The following is a 15,339-nucleotide window of genomic DNA, read 5'->3' on the forward strand; positions in this document are numbered from 1 at the left end:
CGACGCATGCTGGGACACGGGGAATAGCCATGAAAATCCTGATCGCCGACGACCACCGGCTCGTCATCGAGGCGGTCAAGGCCAAGTTGTCGGAGCTGGCGCCCGGTATCGAATTCGTCCTGGCGTTGAGCGTCGACGAATTGCTTGCCGGGGCTACCGACGACCTCGACCTGGCCCTGATCGACCTCAACATGCCCGGCGCCGACGGCCAGGCCCACATCGACGAAATCCGCAAGCGCCATCCGGCCGTGCCGGTGATCGTGCTGTCGGGCTACGAAGATCCGGCCATCATGCGCAGCGCGCTCGAACGCGGCGTGCTCGGATTCATTCCCAAGGCCTATTCGCCCGAGGTCATGCTGTCGGCCGTGCGCCTGGTGCTGGCCGGCGGCGTGTACGTGCCGCCGATGATGCTGACGGCGCTGCCGCCCGGCATCGTGGCCGGCGTGGCGTCGCCGTCGAACGGCGAGGCCTCCACGCGTGGCGGCAACCAGACGCTGGAGCATCTGCGCAGCGTGCTGACCGAGCGCCAGGTCGAGGTGCTGCAACTGCTGTCGCAGGGCAAGCCCAACAAGCTGATCGGGCGCAGCCTGGGCATCAGCGAGGGCACGGTCAAGATTCACCTGGCCGCGATCTTTCGCGCGCTGAACGTGCGCAACCGCACCGAGGCGGTGGTGGCCGCGCAGGCGCTGACCGAGGCGCAGCAGGCCTGACCTGATCCCCGGCAGGCGCTACCAGCGGAAGGTGGCCTTTGCCTGCAGTGCGCGACCCTGGCCGTAGTACTGGCCGTAACCCGCCACATAGGTCTTGTTGAACAGGTTGGTCGCGTTCAGCGCAAAGGTGTAGGGACCGTGCTCGTAGCGCAGGGCCGCATCGACCAGCGTGTAGGCCGGGTTGTACAGGCTGTTGTCCGTGCTGGCCGGCACCTTGTCGACGTAGCGCACGCCGCCGCCGAGGCTCCAGCCGCGCCACTCGGAATTGCCGAAGCGGTAGTCGAGCCACAGCGACGCGGTCTTGCGCGCGGTCTGGACCGGCTGCTTGCCCACTTCGAGGGGGTTCAGGCTGCGGGTGACCTTGGCATCGAGAAAGGTGTAGCTGGCCACCAGCTTGAGCCGCTTCGTCAGCGCGGCCCTGGCCTCGAACTCGGGGCCGCGCGTGCGCACCTCGCCGATCTGTGCCGTGGGGCTGAACAGGTACGGGTTGAAGGTCGTGACGTTGTTCTTGCGCAGGTCGAAGGCCGAGATGGTGAACAGCGCATCCAGGCCCGGGGGACGGTACTTCAGCCCCACTTCGAGTTGGCGCCCGAGTTCCGGCTTGAAGAGCGTTCCGTTCGCAAGGGCCCCGGGCAGGGGCGTGAACGAGGTCGAGTAGCTGAAGTAGGGGGCCAGTCCGTTGGACGCGAGGTACAGCAGGCCCGCGTTGTAGGTGGTCTTCGTGTCCGGACCGGGCGCCGCCGCAAGGCTGCCGCTGTAGGAGTTGCGGGACTGGTCCCGCCGCACGGCCAGCCCGAGCGACCATGGGCCCGAGCGCATCTGGTCCTGCACATAGAGGCCGCGCTGCGTCAGCCCGTCGGTCGTGACGGCCGACCCGAGCGCGGTCGCGCTGAGCACGGGCGCGATCACCGGCACGGTCACCGGCGCGCCGTAGACCGGCGCGAAGGCATCGATGGAAGATGCGGGGCCCACGCCGCTTTTCTTGTCGCTCACATAGCGCTGGTAGTCCATGCCCAGCAGCAGCGTGTGCGCGACCGGCCCGGTGCGAAAGCGTCCTTCGATCTGGGTGTCGAGCGCGGAGGTGCGGCTCTTGTCGACCAGGCGCCTCACGCCGCGATTGAGCGTGCGCTGGTCGCTCTGGAAGGACTCGCCGTAGACCTGCTGGTAGTCGATGTCGAGCGCGGCGTAGCGCGCGTTCTGGCGCAAGGTCCAGTTGTCGTTGAGCTGGTGCTCCAGCAGGTAGGTGACCGAGGACGCATTGCGGTTGTAGTGGTCCACGCCCGGCTCCCCGACGAAGCGGTCCCGGGGAATGCCGCCGTTGGGGTTCGGCGTGATGAGCGCACCCACCGGCCATGCGCTCTCTGGCGTCATGCGGTCGCGCGTGACCTCGGCCAGCAGCGTGACCTTGGTGCGCGACGAAGGCTTCCAGGTCAGGGCCGGTGCGATGAAGTTGCGGTCGTCGCGCGAGAAGTCGGTCTGGCCGCTGCTGCTGCGAAACAGGCCGTTGAGCCGGAACATCAAGCTGCCGTCGGCGTTCAGCGCGCCGCCCAGGTCGAAGCTGCCCTGGTAGCGGTCGTTGTTGCCGATGGACAGGCCAACCTCGCGCACCGCTTCGGCCGAGGGGCGCTTGGACACCATGTTGATCACGCCGCCCGGTGCGGCCGGGTCGTAGACCGCGCCCGGCCCTTTCAGCAGCTCGACGCGTTCCAGCCCCTGCGGCTCGATCAGCCAGCCGGAGTAGGCGTTCGAGGTGTAGAGCTTGAAGCCGTCGAGAAACTCGGCCGGTGCGAAGCCGCGCACCGTCAGTGACGAGAGGCGCGGGTCGTAGCCCTTCACCTCGGTCAGCACGCCGGCCGAGTAGCGCAGCGACTGCTCGACGGTGTGCACCGCCTGGTCGTCCATCTGCTCGCGCGTGACGACGGTGACGGCGCGCGGCGTCTCGATCAGCGGCGTGTCGGTGCGGGTCGCGGTGGCGCTGCGTTGCGCCACATAGCCGTGCACCGGGCCGTCTGCATGCTCGGCTTCGGCGGTCACGGTGAGCGTGGGCAACGCGGCATTGCCGGCGGCCTGCGCCTGCGCGGCGGGTTGCACCGAATAGGCGCCGCTGCTTCCGCGCGCAGCTTCCAGCCGGTGGGGCAAGAGCAGCGCGGCCAGCCCTTCGGTGATGGTGAGGCTGCCCGAGAGCGCATCCGCCTGTTTGCCACGCACCAGCGCCGGGTCGAACGACAGCGTGATGCCGGCCTGGCGCGCGAACCTGTTGAGCGCGTCTTCGAGCGGGCCCGCGGGCACCTCGAAAGTGGCGCGCGCGGCATCGCCCGCCTGAGCCCAGACGCGTTCGGCAGGCACGGCCCACCCCACCGCGGTGCCGAAGAGCATCGCGTGAAGCAGGGTGGGCTTTGCCGCAAGGGACCGCCAGAACCCGTGAGGGCGGCCCTGAAAAATCCGTCTCAACGTCTGGAAACCGTCAATGTGTCCCCCGTGCTGCTTTCAAGCCGAACCGGCAAGGTGCGCACCAGCGCTTCGAGCGCGCGGCCGACCGGGTCGGGGCCGCCGAGCTGGAACACGCCCGACACCCGAAGCGATGCCACGTCCGCATCGCAGCGCAGCGGTGTGCTGCGGTAGCGCGCCAGTTCGGCCACGAAGGCATCGAGGCGCATCTGCTTGGCCACCAGCGCGCCGTCGGTCCAGGCATCGGTCTCGAAGCTGCGGTCCACGATGCGTTGGGGCTCGGTGGTGTTGGCGCGAATGATGTAGCCGTCGCCGGCCTGCGCGATCACGGCGGGCGCATCGCCGGCATGGATGGCCACGCGGCCTTCGGTCATCGACAGCCGCGTTTCGTTGTCCGCCTGCCGCACGCCGAAGCGCGTGCCCAGCGCCTCGAAGCGCGCATGCGGCGCCTCGACCCAGAAGGTGCGGTGGCCGAGCATCGCGCCGGTGTCGGCACCGGTGCGCACGAAGAGTTCGCCGCGGCGCAGCACGATCAGGCGGCGCCGTGGCGAGAACACCACCTGCACTTCGGAGCCGGTGTTGAGGTTCAGCTCGGTGCCGTCGGCCAGCATCACGCGCTTGCGTTCGCCGATGGCGGTGGCGTACTCGGCGCGCTGCACCCAGGGCGCCTCGCGCCAGACGAAAAGGCCCAGCACGCCGCCGGTGGCGGCCAGACCCATCACGCCCAGCGCACGGCGCCGGCTCTGGGTGCGCATGCGGGTGGCGGCCTGCAGCGCGCCGTGGGCCAGCGCGCCGCTCACCGGTGGCACCTGACGGAAGGCGTCTTCGACGGTCTGCACCTGCTGCCAGGCCTGCTCGTGCGCGGGATGGGCGGCGCGCCAGGCGTTGCAGGCTTCGTGCGCCCGGTCGTCGGCGCCGCCGGAGCCGAGCCGCACGGCCCAGGCGATGGCCTGGTCGAGCAGGTCGCCGCGGCTTTCGCTGCCGGGTGTGGAGGGGAATGCGGGTTTCATCGCAGCGAGAGGCAGTGGCGGATCGCGTTTGCCATGTATTTTTCGACCGAACTCAGGCTCACGTCCAGGCGCTGCGCGATCTCCGGGTAGCTCAGGCCGTCGAGCCGGGACAGCAGGAAGGCGCTGCGCGCCTTGGGCGCGAGCCCGTCGAGCATGGTGTCGATGCGCATCAGCGCCTCGACCAGCAGCAGTTGGGTTTCGGGCGAGGGCGCCTGCGGCTCGGGCAGGCTGGCGATGGCTTCCAGGCAGGCGCGCTCCAGCGTGCGGCGCCGGACATGGTCGACCACGAGGCCGTGCGCAATGGTGGTGAGCCAGGCGCGGGGCTCGCGCGCCTCGGTGGCTTCGCGCGGGCGGCCCAGCACGCGCAGGAATGTGTCTTGCGCAAGGTCGGCAGCATCGCCGGCGTTGCCGAGCTTGCGGCGCAGCCAGCCCACCAGCCAGCCATGGTGGTCACCGTAGAGGGTTTCTACATTGCGGTGGGGAGGGCGGTCCGGCATGAAGGGGGGATGCAAGTCGTTCGGGAACGCAGCGAGGGTCGCGAGCATGAGTCTGTCTCACTGAGTTGACATATTTAAACAGCGAATTCGTCCGGCCTGGGCGACGAGGTGGTCTTGACGGCCATGCGCGCGGCTTTGGGGGCCGGGCAGCGCAGGCTTTGGCGCGGGGTTCCTTCGCCTCCCTTGTTGGGGCTGGTCTGCATGATCGGCGCCAGCGTGGAGAGGTTGCTGCCGGCGGGGGGCTTGGCGGGTTTCTGCGGCTCGCAGGTGCCGAAATTGATCGACACGGCCAGGCCGATGGCCGCGCAGCCGATGCAGCACCAGTCCCGCAGGCGCGACAGGGCGGGCGCCATGGGGGGCGTGGCCGCATCGCCGTCGCGGGTGGACGGTGGGGGCGAAGGGATGTATCGCAGCGTCATGGTCATGCCCTGCGTCGACATCAGAGGATCGCGGCCGATGCGCGCGCCTCGCGCTGGCCGTGCAGCGGAAACCGCACGGTGAGGCAGGCGTCGCCCAGCGGCGAAGGCGCGGCGTAGATGCGCGCGCCGTGCCGGGCCGCGATCGTCTGGCAGGCCAGCACGCGGGCGGCCGTCGTGCTGTCGGCCGTGGCGAATGCGTGCGAGAGGCGAGGCGCGCCCACGCTGGCGTCGCGCCAGTTGATCACCGCGTGCTGGCCTTCGGCGCGGGCCAGCACGTGCAGCGTGGTGTCTTGCCGCAGCGCGCCGACCGCCACGTCGAGGATGTGCGCGACTAGCTGGGACAGGTCGCCCGGGATCGCGGTGACGGTCAGCGGGTCGTCCGGCAGGAAAAGATCGAGGTGGATGCCCAGGCGCGCCAGCATCGGCCCATGGGCCTGCGACATCGCACGCAACGGCTGCCGCAGGTCCATGCGCTCGCGGGCGGCGTGGGGGGCCTGCCGATGGACGCCGGGGCCTGATGCGCCCGTTGGCGCGGGGTGGCGCAGCCCGAATGCCTTGCCCGTCAGCCAGGCGGCACCGAGGGCCAGAAGAGAGGGGGCGGTCAGACCGGAGGCGCTGGTGCTGGCGCTCATGCGGCCTCCGGACGGGCGGTGATGGGGAAAGTTGGCTGAAGCATGGCGAGGTGGCTCCTCTTGGGGTTTCAGGTGAATGCATCCGTATGCCGAACGGGGCTGCCAGAACCCGTAATGGCGGCGCGAAAAACCGCGTCAGGGGTTGGTGCGCTTCTTTGCACTCCGGTCCTTCTTCGGTTCTGCCAGCAGCATCACCAGCATCGCGACGTGCAGCACGACGACCAGCGCCGCGGAGCCCAGCATCAGCCAGTGCTCCGACGCGTCCATGGCCCAGGCGCTGAAGTTGTCGCGCCCGAAGAAGTACCAGCCCGCGAGGCCCGCGATCGGCATGGCGAGGGCGAGCGCGATCCAGAACAGCTGGGGCAGCGCGAACGAGGAAGCACCGTGCGCAGGGCGTGTGTCCAGCGGCACGATGCGGGCATGCGGAGGGATTTCAGGGCACATGGCGGATGAGGTCCTCTGTCGGTTTCAGGTGAATTCATCCTGTTGCCGAACGAGGCCGCCAAAACCCGTAATGCGGGGCGAAAGAAATTCGAGACCCGGTGCTCGCGACGCGAGCGGCGATGGCCCGAGGCAGAATTCGCCCCTTCTCTTATCAGCCGGTCAGCCTGCCTTGGACGCTCTTCACACAGACTTCTCCCGCTTCGACGCAGCGATCGTCGACCTCGACGGCACCATGGTCGACACGCTCGGCGACTTCGCCGCGTCGCTCAATCTCATGCTCGACGATCTCTCGCTGCCTCATGTCGCGCCGGCCGCCATCGAAGTGATGGTGGGCAAGGGCTCGGAGCACCTGATTCTTTCCGCGCTCGTGCATGTGATGACGGCCACCGGCACCACGCCCTCGGCCGCCGAAACGGACGCGCTGAAGGCGAAGGCCCAGGCCCTGTTCGACCGTGCCTGGGAGCGCTACCAGCATCACTACCTGGCCATCAACGGCCAGCACTCCGCGGTGTACCCGGGCGTGATCGACGGGCTGAAGGCGCTGCGTGCGCGCGGCCTGCGGCTGGCCTGCCTGACCAACAAGCCGACCTCTTTCGCCAAGCCGCTGCTGGCCGCGAAAGGGCTCGACGGCTTTTTCGAGCTGGTGTTCGGCGGCGATGCCTTCGAGCGCAAGAAGCCCGATCCGCTGCCGCTGCTGAAGACCTGCGAGGCGCTGGGCACCGTGCCGGCGCGCACGCTGATGGTCGGCGATTCGAGCAATGACGCACGTGCCGCGCGCGCGGCGGGTTGCCCGGTGGTACTGGTCAGCTATGGCTACAACCACGGCGAGCCGGTGCGCGGCGTGGATGCAGACGGCTTCGTGGATTCGCTGGTTGAACTCTCGGCGACTGCTGCTTAAAGAAAAGGAGCGGGCGCCTACTGCTTGCCGAGCAGCGCGTCCTTCAGTTTCCAGTCGGCAGGGTTCGGGCCCAGCCAGATGCGCAACAGTGCATTGAAGAAGGCCGGCTCCTTCACCGGATCGGGCTGCGCCACGCCGCGCACGGTGATCACCGTGCCGGTGCCCGGCAGCCAGTCGATGGTGAAGGTGTCGCCGGTTTTCAGCTGCTTCTGGTCCGCGAACATCTGGCCCATGCGCAGCAGGCCCGGGATCAGGTTGACCATTTCGCTCTTGAGCGAGTTCTCTTCCACGCCCTTGGTGAAGAGCTTGCCCAGTTCGTTGGCGTCGATGTCGCGCAGCATCGTGATGGCCACGCGCTTGGGGCCCGGCGTGGCCAGGGCCTCTTCGGGCGTCGAAACCTTCTTGCCCACATACAGGCCGGCCGTGTAGACCTTGAAGATGGCCTTGTAGCGAATGCCGGCGCCGTTCAACAGCAGGGGGCTACCGCGCAAATCCATGCGGTCTTCGAGCTTGACGCCGGCCACCTCGAGCTGTGCTGCCGAGGCGCCGAGCGCGGTGGCAAGGCAGGCCAGCACGGCCAGGCGAGAAAACACGGAGAACGGGGAGAACACGGTCGGGAACGAGAGTGCGAGCAAGTGAGCCTCCTGGGATTTGCGAACGGTCGTGCGAATGTATCTTTTTGTTTTACGACCCCGTCTCCGGAGGAACCCTGAAGCCGGCACAGGATGGTTCTGTTTGTACGCCCGCGCGTTTTCGTGGGCTAAACTCGGCCTTCCATGTTCGTTCATCACATCATTCAAACAGGTGAAGGCAGCCGGGGAGCCTGGCCCTGGCGTCGCCATACATCGCTGACTGTTTGATTGCACGGCGCACGCCGTGCGCCCGCGGTTCCGAGTCGACACACACTGCGACACCGGGCCACCCGTGAATGACCTTGTCCCCGGCCAAAGGAGCGCCGGGTGGCAATTGGAGAACGAATCCGTGATCACCGAACTTGAATTCAAGAGCCTCAGCGCCCAGGGCTACAACCGTATTCCGCTGATGGCTGAGGCCTTTGCCGACCTCGAAACGCCTCTTTCCCTGTACCTCAAGCTGGCCCATTCGCAAGGCGGCGGCAAGCACAGCTTCCTGCTCGAATCGGTCGTTGGCGGCGAGCGCTTCGGCCGCTACAGCTTCATCGGGCTGCCCGCCCGCACGCTGCTTCGCGCCACCGGCTTCGGTGCCGATGCGAAGACAGAAGTGGTGACCGATGGCCAGGTGGTGGAGACCGCCGCCGGCAATCCGCTCGACTTTGTCGCGGCGTACCAAAAGCGCTTCAAGGTTGCTTTGCGGCCGGGGCTACCGCGCTTTTGCGGCGGCCTTGCCGGCTACTTCGGCTACGACACCGTGCGCCACATCGAGCGCAAGCTCGAAAAAAGCTGCCCGCCCGACACGCTCGGCTGCCCCGACATCCTGCTGTTGCAGTGCGAGGAACTGGCCGTCATCGACAACCTCTCGGGCAAGCTCTACCTGATCGTCTATGCCGATCCGAAGCAGCCCGAGGCCTACGCCGTGGGCAAGCGCCGTCTGCGCGAGCTGAAGGAAAAGCTCAAGTATTCGGTGAGCGCGCCCATCGTGAAGCCCACGCAGCCGCATCCGCCCGAGCGCAGCTTTGCCAAGGCCGACTACATTGCGGCCGTCGAGCGCGCCAAGGAAATGATTGCCGCAGGCGACTTCATGCAGGTGCAGGTGGGCCAGCGCATCAGCAAGCGCTACACCGAGTCGCCGCTGTCGCTGTACCGCGCGCTGCGTTCGCTCAATCCGTCGCCCTACATGTACTACTACAACCTGGGCGATTTCCATGTGGTGGGTGCATCGCCCGAGATCCTGGTGCGCCAGGAGAACACGGACGACGGCGAGCAGAAGATCACCATCCGCCCGCTGGCCGGCACGCGTCCGCGCGGCGCTTCGCTCGAACTCGACAAGGCGGCCGAGGTGGAACTCATCAACGACCCGAAGGAGCGCGCCGAGCACGTCATGCTGATCGACCTCGCGCGCAACGACATCGGCCGCATCGCCAAGACCGGCACCGTGAAGGTGACCGAAGCCTTCGCAGTCGAACGCTACAGCCATGTGATGCACATCGTGAGCAACGTCGAAGGCACGCTGAAAGACGGCATGACCGCCATCGACGTGCTCAAGGCCACGTTCCCGGCGGGCACGCTGACCGGCGCGCCCAAGGTGCATGCGATGGAACTCATCGACCAGCTGGAGCCCACCAAGCGCGGCCTGTACGGCGGCGCCTGCGGCTACATCAGCTACGCGGGCGATATGGACGTGGCCATTGCGATACGCACCGGTATCGTGAAGGACCAGATGCTGCACGTGCAGGCCGCGGCCGGCGTGGTCGCCGACTCGGTGCCCGAGCTGGAATGGAAAGAAACAGAGGCCAAGGCGCGCGCACTTCTGCGTGCCGCCGAACTGGTCGAGGAAGGCCTGGAATGAGCACCACACCCGATATTCAGAACGACTTTTCGCACGAAATCATCGGCGCCGCCGTCGAAGTGCAGCGCGTGCTCGGCACGGGGCTCGACGAGGGCGCCTACGCCGCCGCGCTGGCCATCGAACTCGCCGAGCGCGAGATCGGCTTCACGCGCGACCTGGCGTTGTCGGCCACTTACAAGGGCCGCTCGCTGGGCGAGGTGTACCGCGCGGGCTTCGTGATCGAGCAGTCGGTCATCGTCGAGCTCAAGGCGGTCGATGTGCTGACCGACCTGCATCGCGCGCAGGTGCTGGCCGCGCTGCGGCTCTCGGGCCTCAAGCTGGGCCTGCTGATCAACTTCAACGTCTTTCCCGTGGTGAAGGGCGTGCACCGGATTGTGAGCAAGCCATGAAACTGCTGATGATCGACAACTACGACAGCTTCACCTACAACATCGTCCAGTACTTCGGCGAGTTGGGTGCGGATGTGCAGGTGCATCGCAACGACGAGATCACGGTGGCGCAGATCGGCGAGCTGATCGCTTCGGGCGTCACGCGGTTGGTGGTGTCGCCGGGGCCTTGTTCGCCGGCGGAAGCGGGCGTCTCGGTGGCGGCCATCGAGGCCTTCGCGGGCAAGCTGCCGATTCTTGGCGTGTGCCTGGGCCACCAGGCCATCGGCGCGGCCTTCGGCGGCAAGATCGTTCGCGCGCAGCAACTGATGCATGGCAAGACCAGCGAGATCACGACCACGCGCGAAGGCGTGTTCGCGGGGCTGCCCGAACGGTTCGTCGTCAACCGGTATCACTCGCTCTCGATCGAGCGCGAGAGCTGCCCGAAGGCGCTGGCTGTCACCGCCTGGACCGACGACGGCGAGATCATGGGCGTGTGGCACACCGGATTTGCGCATGACGTGCGCATCGAAGGCGTGCAGTTTCATCCTGAATCGATCCTGACCGAACATGGCCACGCCATGCTGAAGAACTTCCTGGACTGACCCGCCATGACCGATCACACCTCTCCTCTCGTTGATCTGCGCAGCGACACCGTCACGCAACCCACGCCTGCGATGCGCGAGGCCATGATGGCGGCGCCGCTGGGCGACGACGTCTTCGGCACCGACCCGAGCGTGAACGCGCTGCAGGAAAAGATCGCTGCGCTGCTGGGCTTCGAGGCCGCGCTGTTCGTGCCGACCGGCACGCAAAGCAACCTGTGCGCGATCCTCTCGCACTGCGGCCGTGGCGACGAATACATCGTCGGCCAGCAGGCGCATTGCTACCGCTGGGAAGGCGGCGGTGCGGCGGTGTTCGGCAGCGTGCAGCCGCAGCCGCTCGACCATGCGCCCGACGGTACGTTGCCGCTCGCGCAGATCGAGGCGGCCATCAAGCCCGACGACGCGCACTTTGCGCGCACGAAGCTGCTGGCGCTGGAGAACACGCTGGGCGGCAAACTGCTGCCCTTCGACTACGTGCAGGCCGCGACCGACCTGGCGAAAAGCAAGGGCCTGCAGCGACACCTGGACGGGGCTCGTCTCTTCAATGCCGCAACGGCGCAGGCCGCGCTCAACAAGCGCAGCGACATCCGCGCGGAAGCCCGCCGCATTGCGCAGTGCTTCGACAGCGTCTCGGTCTGCTTCAGCAAGGGCCTGGGCGCTCCGATCGGCTCCGCGCTGGTTGGTTCGCGCGAGTTCATCGCGCGGGCGCATCGCATCCGCAAGATGGCGGGCGGCGGCATGCGGCAGGCAGGCCTGTTGGCGGCTGCGGCGTCGCATGCGCTCGACCACCATGTCGATCGCCTGGCCGACGACCACGCGCTGGCGCGGCGTCTGGCGCAGGGGCTCGAAGGCATCGAGGGCCTGACGGTCGAAGCGCCGCATACGAACATCGTGTTTGCCGACCTCACGGGTGCGGCGCAGGCGCGTTCGTCGGAGTTGATCGCGAGCCTCAACCAGCAGGGCATTCTTGCGACGGGGCTGTATCGCCTGCGCTTCGTGACGCACCTCGACGTGGATGCAGCCGGTGTCGACCGCGCCGTTGCTGCGATCCGCGGTTTCTTCAACGCCTGACCAACGGGAGCCGCGATGCCCGATCTTCCGCATCTGCTCGCTTTCATCGCTGCCGGCTGGCTGCTGAACCTGACGCCAGGACCTGACGTGCTCTACGTCGTGACGAACTCGCTGCGCTCCGGCGTGCGCGCCGGCATCGTGGCCGGGCTTGGCATCACCGCTGGCTGTTTCGTTCACATCTTTGCGGCAGCAGTCGGCGTAGGCACCCTGATGGCAACTTCCGCGACGGCATTCACCGTGCTCAAGTACGTGGGCGCGGCCTACCTGCTCTACCTCGGCGTGCGCATGGTGCTTTCGCGTGCCAAGCCGCCTGCCGATCTCGATGCGGCGGCCGCCGCTGTGGGCGGGGAACGCAGCCTCAAGGCGATCTTTCTGGGCGGCTTCTGGACCAATGTGCTCAACCCCAAGGTGGCGCTGTTCTTCCTTGCCTTCGTGCCGCAGTTCATTGCCCCCGGCGCCGACAACAAGGCCCTGTACTTCGTGCTGTTGGGCGTGCTGTTCAATCTCAACGCGATCCCGGTCAACGTGGGATGGGCACTGGCTGCGGGCTGGATGGCGCGTCGCGGCGCCGTGCAGAAGGGCATGCACTGGCTCGACCGTGTTGCCGGCGTCCTGTTCATCGGCTTCGGCCTCAAGCTCGCGTTCACCGACGCGCCGGCTGTTCGCATCGGCCACTGACACCTACCGAGGAGACTCACCATGATCACCCCCCAGGAAGCGCTGCAGCGCACCATCGAGCACCGCGAGGTTTTTCACGACGAGATGCTGCACATCGTGCGACTCATCATGAGTGGCGAGTGCTCGCCCGTGATGATGGCCGCGCTGATCACCGGCCTGCGCGTCAAGAAGGAAACCATCGGCGAGATCACCGCCGCCGCGCAGGTGATGCGCGAGGTGTCGACCAAGGTGCCCGTGAAGGACACCACGCACCTTGTGGACATCGTGGGCACAGGCGGGGACGGCTCGCACACCTTCAACATCTCGACCTGCTCGATGTTCGTTGCGGCCGCTGGCGGCGCCAAGGTGAGCAAGCACGGCGGGCGCAGCGTGTCGAGCAAGTCGGGCAGTGCCGACGTACTGGAGGCGCTGGGCGTCAACATCAACCTGAAGCCCGAGCAGATCGCGCGCTCCATCGAGGAATGCGGCATCGGCTTCATGTTTGCGCCGAACCATCATCCCGCGATGAAAAACGTCGCACCGGTTCGCAAGGAGCTGGGCATCAAGACCATCTTCAACATCCTCGGGCCGCTGACCAACCCGGCGGGCGCACCGAACATCCTGATGGGCGTGTTCCACGCCGACCTCGTAGGTATCCAGGTGCGCGCATTGCAACGGCTCGGCACCGAGCATGCAATGGTTGTCTATGGGCGCGACGGCATGGACGAGATTTCACTCGGCGGCGCCACCCTGGTGGGCGAGTTGAAGGACGGCGAGATCCGTGAGTACGAGTTGCATCCCGAGGACTTCGGCTTCGCAATGTCGAGCAACCGCGCGTTGCGCGTGGAAACGCCCGAGCAGTCGAAGGCGATGCTGTTGGGCGTGCTCGACAACCAGGCCGGCCCCGCGCTCGACATCGTGCTGCTCAACGCCGGCGCTGCGCTGTATGCGGCGAACGTGGTCGATTCGGTGGCGGCGGGTGTGGACCGCTCGCGTGCAGTCGTGGCCTCTGGTGCTGCCAAAGCCAAGCTGGCGGAGCTGGTCAAAGCCTCCGCGACCGTCTGATTCAAAAGAAACCGAAAGCAGAACAAGCCATGTCAGACATCCTCGACAAGATCGTTGCCGTCAAGCGCCAGGAGATCGCGGCCGCGCAGAAGCGCGCTCCCCTCGAAGCCATTCGCTTCGATGCCGAAAGCCGCGTGCTGACGCGTGACTTCGAAGCCGCGCTGCGCGCGAAGATCGCTGCCGGCCACGCCGCCGTGATCGCCGAAGTCAAGAAGGCCAGCCCGAGCAAGGGCGTGCTGCGCGAAGACTTCATTCCGGCGGACATCGCGCAGAGCTACGCGGAAGGCGACGGCAAGATCAGCGCGGCCTGCCTTTCGGTGCTGACCGACAAGCAGTTCTTCCAGGGCAGCGTGGACTATCTCAAGCAGGCACGTGCGTCGTGCGACTTGCCGGTGCTGCGCAAGGACTTCATCGTCGACGCGTACCAGGTGTACGAGTCGCGCGCGATGGGCGCCGATGCCGTCCTGCTGATCGCCGCATGCCTGGACGATGCGCAGATGAAGGACTACGAAGCCATTGCGCGGGGGCTGAGCATGGCTGTGCTGGTCGAGGTGCACGACGCGGCCGAACTCGACCGCGCGCTGAAGCTCAAGACGGCACTGATCGGTATCAACAACCGCAATCTGCGCAACTTCGAGGTGTCGATCCAAGCCACCATCGACCTGCTGCCCAAGTTGCCGGCCGATCGGCTGGCAGTGACCGAATCGGGCATCGCCACGCGCGAAGACGTTGCCACGTTGCGTGCAGCGGGCGTCAATGCCTTCCTGGTCGGCGAAGCGTTCATGCGTGCCAAGGAACCCGGCGAGGCCCTCGCTGCGTTGTTCAAATGAGCCGGCCCGATCAGCTGTCGAGCAGCGATCCTGCCGATTGGCCGGTGGCGCCGGGCTGGCAATCGCTGGTCGATGAGTTCTTCGCTGGTGCTGTCGGGCAGAAGTTGCAGGGTTTCCTGCGCGAACGCCTTGATGCGGGCGCGGTGATCTTTCCGCCGCAGCCGCTGCGGGCGCTGGAACTGACGCCGCCCGAAGACGTGCGCGTGGTGATCCTGGGTCAGGACCCGTACCACGGCCGCGGCCAGGCCGAAGGGCTGGCGTTTTCGGTGGCGCCCGGCGTGGCACTGCCGCCGTCGCTGCGCAACATCTTCAAGGAATTGCAGCGCGACCTGGGGACGGCCCCGCCGCCGTTTCCCAATCCTGGCGGCAGCCTGGTGAAGTGGGCGACCCATGGCGTGCTGTTGCTCAACACCTGCCTGACGGTCGAGGAGGCGCAGCCGGCCAGCCACGCGGGGCGCGGCTGGGAAGTGTTCACGGATGCCGTCATTCGCCATGTTTCGGCCGGCGAGAAGTCTGTTGTTTTTATGCTATGGGGCTCACACGCACAGAGTAAGCGCGCGTTGATCGACGTTGGGCGCCATAAGGTGCTGATGTCGAATCATCCGTCGCCACTTTCTGCGTTGCGCCCGCCGGTGCCGTTCATCGGCTGCGGACATTTCGGCGAAGCGCGTGCGTGGCGGGAGGCGCAGCAATCGCAGGGGTGAACTTGGGCAATAATCGTGGGCTCAGCCTCGAGGCAGTTCTTCCGCATCTTCTTGATGTTGGGGTTTCTGAGTAGTCACAAAATCGTGCTATATTTCGAGGTTCGCCGGAGAGGTGGCCGAGTGGTTAATGGCAGCAGACTGTAAATCTGCCCTCTTACGAGTACGCTGGTTCGAATCCAGCCCTCTCCACCAGCGATGAATTTGGTTTCTAAGAGCGATTGGATCTAGCGCTTTGGGTGCCTTGAAGTGCCCCCGATGCGGGAGTAGTTCAATGGTAGAACCCCAGCCTTCCAAGCTGATGACGCGGGTTCGATTCCCGTCTCCCGCTCCAGAGACCCGGTTCGGCGCCGGAATGCGATTTGGTTAGACAAAAGCCCTTTTGGCTCAGTGGTAGAGCACCCCCTTGGTAAGGGGGAGGTCGCGGGTCCGATTCCCGCAAAGGGCACCAGTTTTTGGGGGTTGCGACGGCAGCTTTGCAACCCATCTGCATACGTTGAAATCGT

General features: G+C 66.6%; 17 protein-coding genes and 3 tRNA genes. 13 read left to right on the forward strand and 7 right to left on the reverse strand.

The window, feature by feature from the left end; translation table 11 throughout:
* The first annotated feature begins 29 nt into the window (after positions 1–29).
* Positions 30–710, forward strand: coding sequence for a LuxR C-terminal-related transcriptional regulator (locus H7F35_RS15325; protein WP_187113678.1), 681 nt, complete (start codon positions 30–32; stop codon positions 708–710).
* 18 nt (positions 711–728) lie between these two features.
* Here the strand turns inward: H7F35_RS15325 and H7F35_RS15330 are convergent, their stop codons facing one another.
* From H7F35_RS15330 to H7F35_RS15355, 6 genes are all read right to left on the reverse strand, one after another.
* Positions 729–3,086, reverse strand: coding sequence for a TonB-dependent siderophore receptor (locus H7F35_RS15330; protein WP_187113679.1), 2,358 nt, complete (start codon positions 3,084–3,086; stop codon positions 729–731).
* 71 nt (positions 3,087–3,157) lie between these two features.
* Entirely contained in the window at positions 3,158–4,168 is a 1,011-nt protein-coding gene (locus H7F35_RS15335) for a FecR domain-containing protein (protein ID WP_187113680.1), read from the reverse strand.
* On the reverse strand, positions 4,165–4,665 hold the full coding sequence (locus H7F35_RS15340; RefSeq protein ID WP_187114286.1) for a sigma-70 family RNA polymerase sigma factor: 501 nt from the start codon (positions 4,663–4,665) through the stop codon (positions 4,165–4,167). The genes H7F35_RS15335 and H7F35_RS15340 overlap by 4 nt, the downstream gene beginning before the upstream one ends.
* 74 nt (positions 4,666–4,739) lie before the next feature.
* Entirely contained in the window at positions 4,740–5,084 is a 345-nt protein-coding gene (locus H7F35_RS15345; protein WP_187113681.1) for a hypothetical protein, read from the reverse strand.
* 20 nt (positions 5,085–5,104) lie between these two features.
* Positions 5,105–5,716 (reverse strand): hypothetical protein, encoded by a 612-nt coding sequence (locus tag H7F35_RS15350; RefSeq protein WP_187113682.1) that lies wholly within the window; start codon positions 5,714–5,716, stop codon positions 5,105–5,107.
* 135 nt (positions 5,717–5,851) lie between these two features.
* Complete coding sequence (locus H7F35_RS15355; RefSeq protein ID WP_187113683.1) at positions 5,852–6,160, reverse strand: hypothetical protein; 309 nt, start codon at positions 6,158–6,160, stop codon at positions 5,852–5,854.
* A 232-nt stretch (positions 6,161–6,392) separates the two neighbouring features.
* Between H7F35_RS15355 and H7F35_RS15360 the strand changes: the two genes are divergently transcribed.
* A complete protein-coding gene (locus H7F35_RS15360; RefSeq protein WP_410010790.1) occupies positions 6,393–7,058 on the forward strand; it encodes an HAD family hydrolase in 666 nt (221 codons plus the stop codon).
* A 17-nt stretch (positions 7,059–7,075) separates the two neighbouring features.
* On the opposite strand, the gene H7F35_RS15365 is transcribed toward H7F35_RS15360, so the two are convergent.
* Positions 7,076–7,693 carry a chalcone isomerase family protein gene (locus H7F35_RS15365; protein WP_261803642.1) on the reverse strand — a complete coding sequence of 206 codons (618 nt, stop codon included), beginning with the start codon at positions 7,691–7,693 and terminating at the stop codon, positions 7,076–7,078.
* A 346-nt stretch (positions 7,694–8,039) separates the two neighbouring features.
* Between H7F35_RS15365 and trpE the strand changes: the two genes are divergently transcribed.
* The 11 genes from trpE to H7F35_RS15420 all read left to right on the forward strand — a co-directional run bounded on the left by trpE (position 8,040) and on the right by H7F35_RS15420 (position 15,284).
* A complete protein-coding gene (gene trpE / locus H7F35_RS15370; protein WP_187113685.1) occupies positions 8,040–9,542 on the forward strand; it encodes an anthranilate synthase component I in 1,503 nt (500 codons plus the stop codon).
* Entirely contained in the window at positions 9,539–9,931 is a 393-nt protein-coding gene (locus tag H7F35_RS15375; RefSeq protein ID WP_187113686.1) for a GxxExxY protein, read from the forward strand. The genes trpE and H7F35_RS15375 overlap by 4 nt, the downstream gene beginning before the upstream one ends.
* Positions 9,928–10,512, forward strand: a complete 585-nt coding sequence (locus H7F35_RS15380) for an anthranilate synthase component II (RefSeq protein ID WP_187113687.1) — start codon at positions 9,928–9,930, stop codon at positions 10,510–10,512. Before H7F35_RS15375 ends, H7F35_RS15380 begins: the two co-directional genes overlap by 4 nt.
* Before the next feature lie 6 nt (positions 10,513–10,518).
* Positions 10,519–11,580 carry a low-specificity L-threonine aldolase gene (ltaE, locus tag H7F35_RS15385; protein ID WP_187113688.1) on the forward strand — a complete coding sequence of 354 codons (1,062 nt, stop codon included), beginning with the start codon at positions 10,519–10,521 and terminating at the stop codon, positions 11,578–11,580.
* Positions 11,581–11,595: 15 nt separating this feature from the next.
* Positions 11,596–12,258 (forward strand): LysE family translocator, encoded by a 663-nt coding sequence (locus H7F35_RS15390; protein WP_187113689.1) that lies wholly within the window; start codon positions 11,596–11,598, stop codon positions 12,256–12,258.
* A 21-nt stretch (positions 12,259–12,279) separates the two neighbouring features.
* Positions 12,280–13,302 carry an anthranilate phosphoribosyltransferase gene (gene trpD / locus H7F35_RS15395; RefSeq protein WP_187113690.1) on the forward strand — a complete coding sequence of 341 codons (1,023 nt, stop codon included), beginning with the start codon at positions 12,280–12,282 and terminating at the stop codon, positions 13,300–13,302.
* Between the two features lie 29 nt (positions 13,303–13,331).
* The gene (trpC, locus tag H7F35_RS15400) at positions 13,332–14,132 is read left to right on the forward strand and encodes an indole-3-glycerol phosphate synthase TrpC (RefSeq protein ID WP_187113691.1); all 801 of its coding nucleotides are present in this window, start codon (positions 13,332–13,334) and stop codon (positions 14,130–14,132) included.
* The gene (locus H7F35_RS15405) at positions 14,129–14,836 is read left to right on the forward strand and encodes a uracil-DNA glycosylase (protein ID WP_187113692.1); all 708 of its coding nucleotides are present in this window, start codon (positions 14,129–14,131) and stop codon (positions 14,834–14,836) included. Before trpC ends, H7F35_RS15405 begins: the two co-directional genes overlap by 4 nt.
* A gap of 106 nt (positions 14,837–14,942) precedes the next feature.
* Positions 14,943–15,028, forward strand: a tRNA-Tyr gene (locus H7F35_RS15410).
* Between the two features lie 65 nt (positions 15,029–15,093).
* Positions 15,094–15,167 (forward strand) — tRNA-Gly (locus H7F35_RS15415).
* A 42-nt stretch (positions 15,168–15,209) separates the two neighbouring features.
* Positions 15,210–15,284 (forward strand) — tRNA-Thr (locus tag H7F35_RS15420).
* The last annotated feature ends 55 nt before the right edge of the window (positions 15,285–15,339 follow it).

The organism is Variovorax sp. PAMC26660 (genome assembly GCF_014302995.1).
Lineage (GTDB): Bacteria > Pseudomonadota > Gammaproteobacteria > Burkholderiales > Burkholderiaceae_C > Variovorax.

Excerpts from the sequence above, each read along its gene's own strand:
- H7F35_RS15325 (WP_187113678.1), top strand. The coding sequence starts at position 30 with ATGAAAATCCTGATCGCCGACGACCACCGGCTCGTCATCGAGGCGGTC.
- H7F35_RS15330 (WP_187113679.1), bottom strand. The coding sequence starts at position 3,086 with ATGCTCTTCGGCACCGCGGTGGGGTGGGCCGTGCCTGCCGAACGCGTC.
- H7F35_RS15335 (WP_187113680.1), bottom strand. The coding sequence starts at position 4,168 with ATGAAACCCGCATTCCCCTCCACACCCGGCAGCGAAAGCCGCGGCGAC.
- H7F35_RS15340 (WP_187114286.1), bottom strand. The coding sequence starts at position 4,665 with ATGCCGGACCGCCCTCCCCACCGCAATGTAGAAACCCTCTACGGTGAC.
- H7F35_RS15345 (WP_187113681.1), bottom strand. The coding sequence starts at position 5,084 with ATGACGCTGCGATACATCCCTTCGCCCCCACCGTCCACCCGCGACGGC.
- H7F35_RS15350 (WP_187113682.1), bottom strand. The coding sequence starts at position 5,716 with ATGAGCGCCAGCACCAGCGCCTCCGGTCTGACCGCCCCCTCTCTTCTG.
- H7F35_RS15355 (WP_187113683.1), bottom strand. The coding sequence starts at position 6,160 with ATGTGCCCTGAAATCCCTCCGCATGCCCGCATCGTGCCGCTGGACACA.
- H7F35_RS15360 (WP_410010790.1), top strand. The coding sequence starts at position 6,393 with ATGGTCGACACGCTCGGCGACTTCGCCGCGTCGCTCAATCTCATGCTC.
- H7F35_RS15375 (WP_187113686.1), top strand. The coding sequence starts at position 9,539 with ATGAGCACCACACCCGATATTCAGAACGACTTTTCGCACGAAATCATC.
- H7F35_RS15380 (WP_187113687.1), top strand. The coding sequence starts at position 9,928 with ATGAAACTGCTGATGATCGACAACTACGACAGCTTCACCTACAACATC.
- ltaE (WP_187113688.1), top strand. The coding sequence starts at position 10,519 with ATGACCGATCACACCTCTCCTCTCGTTGATCTGCGCAGCGACACCGTC.
- H7F35_RS15390 (WP_187113689.1), top strand. The coding sequence starts at position 11,596 with ATGCCCGATCTTCCGCATCTGCTCGCTTTCATCGCTGCCGGCTGGCTG.
- trpD (WP_187113690.1), top strand. The coding sequence starts at position 12,280 with ATGATCACCCCCCAGGAAGCGCTGCAGCGCACCATCGAGCACCGCGAG.
- trpC (WP_187113691.1), top strand. The coding sequence starts at position 13,332 with ATGTCAGACATCCTCGACAAGATCGTTGCCGTCAAGCGCCAGGAGATC.
- H7F35_RS15405 (WP_187113692.1), top strand. The coding sequence starts at position 14,129 with ATGAGCCGGCCCGATCAGCTGTCGAGCAGCGATCCTGCCGATTGGCCG.